Source organism: Antribacter gilvus, from assembly GCF_003946865.1.
GTDB lineage: Bacteria > Actinomycetota > Actinomycetes > Actinomycetales > Cellulomonadaceae > Antribacter > Antribacter gilvus.
Genome location: NZ_QXTH01000032.1, coordinates 1 through 1,583, shown reverse-complemented (window position 1 = coordinate 1,583; position 1,583 = coordinate 1). Strand labels below are relative to the sequence as shown.

Below are 1,583 nucleotides of genomic sequence, written 5' to 3'. Positions count from 1 at the left end.
CGGTAGTTGTCAAGTCAAATGAGACGTGTTCAAGCCTTGGAGGCGTGTTCTTGTGATTTTCGCCGCTCTGGGTCGTTGATGGCTGCCTTTTCGGGCAGGTCGGTTGCTTTCGGGCGTGCCCGGAAGCGTTCAGGGTGTGCTGCCCAGGCTGCGTCGAGCGTGGCCTGCCGGTGGGTCTGGACGATGACGGCGGTGCCGTAGTGCACGCTGGCGGGGGTGTAGTAGCCGATACCGGAGTGGCGGTGCTCGTGGTTGTAGTAGGTCACGAACGCTTCCATCCAGGCGCGGGCGTGGCCGATCGAGTCGAACCTTGCGGGGTAGTCCGGGGAGTACTTCAGGGTCTTGAACGCCGCTTCGCTGAACGGGTTGTCGTTCGACTGACGGGGTCGGGAGTGGGAGCGGGTGATGTCCAGGTCGACCAGGAGGGATGCGAGCGGCTTGGACGTCATCGCGGCCCCGCCGTCGGCGTGCAGCCACCCCGGAGCGGTGCCCTGCTCGGTCACGATGTCCTGGACGAGGTCCTGGGCCAGGTGCCCGTCCTCGACGGTCTCGATGCGCCAGCCGACGATGTAGCGGGAGAAGATGTCGAGCACGACGTAGGCGTGGAACCAGCGGCCCTTCACGGGGCCGCGGATCTTGGTGATGTCCCAGCTCCAGACCTCGTTCGGGCCGGTGGCGACCAGCTCGGGGACCTTCTTGGCCGGGTGGGTCGCCTGTCGACGCCGTTCCCCGGTCTGCCCCGCGCCGGCGAGGATCCGGTACATCGTGCGCGGCGAGCACCAGTACCGCCCCTCGTCCAGCTCACGGGCCCAGACCTGCGCCGGAGCCAGGTCCGCGTACTTCTCGCTGTTCAGCAACGCCAGGACCTGGTCACGCTCGGCGCCGGACAGCTCGGCCGGGTGCGCCGCCTTGAGCCACGGGCCGTGCACCCTCGGGCGAGGGTTGGCCTGCCGATGGTGCGTCGCCCGCGATCGCCCGACCAGCGTGCACGCCTCCACCACACCCACGTGCGGGCTCAGCGCATCGACGGTCTCTGCCTGCCAGGCCCGATACTCGGCCCGGCCCATCACGCGTTCTTCGACGACAGAGCTTCCAAGAACGCGACACCTTTTCCCAGCACGTCCAACGCGGCCTGCTTGGACGCGATAACCCCGTCCTTCGCCGCAGCCTCGGCCTCCAGCCGGGCGACCTGCCGCTCGAGCTCGGCGATCCGCACCTCCTCGGCCGACCTGGCTGACTTGGCCGGCCGCTGCCGCCCGCGAACCGCCGAGGACTTGTCCAACGTCCCGGCCTCGATCGCGGCCCGCCACTCCTGGACGTGGGAGTCATACAACCGCTCCCGACGCAGCACCGCGCCCTTGGCCCCGACCGGCGCCGCGTCATACTCGGCCACGATCGCGCGCTTGAACTCCGTCGTGAACGTCCGCCGTGCGGCACGCCCCGACCGCGGCCCCGCCGCTACCACATCCACCGGCTCGCTCTGGCCGGCCTTGCTGTCCTTGCTCATAAATCCGATCTCCGTTGCTGCCCCCAGCCTACGAACTCACCAGGACCGGGGTCTCACGGAAGTCTGGCGGATAGGG

At 68.7% G+C, this 1,583-nt stretch carries 2 protein-coding genes; both read right to left on the bottom strand.

Annotated elements, in window-relative coordinates:
- Positions 1–29 precede the first annotated feature (29 nt).
- Entirely contained in the window at positions 30–1,067 is a 1,038-nt protein-coding gene (locus D1350_RS23380; protein WP_125778460.1) for an IS3 family transposase, read from the bottom strand.
- Positions 1,067–1,507, bottom strand: coding sequence for a hypothetical protein (locus D1350_RS24225; RefSeq protein ID WP_206074661.1), 441 nt, complete (start codon positions 1,505–1,507; stop codon positions 1,067–1,069). The genes D1350_RS23380 and D1350_RS24225 overlap by 1 nt, the downstream gene beginning before the upstream one ends.
- Between the last annotated feature and the right edge of the window lie 76 nt (positions 1,508–1,583).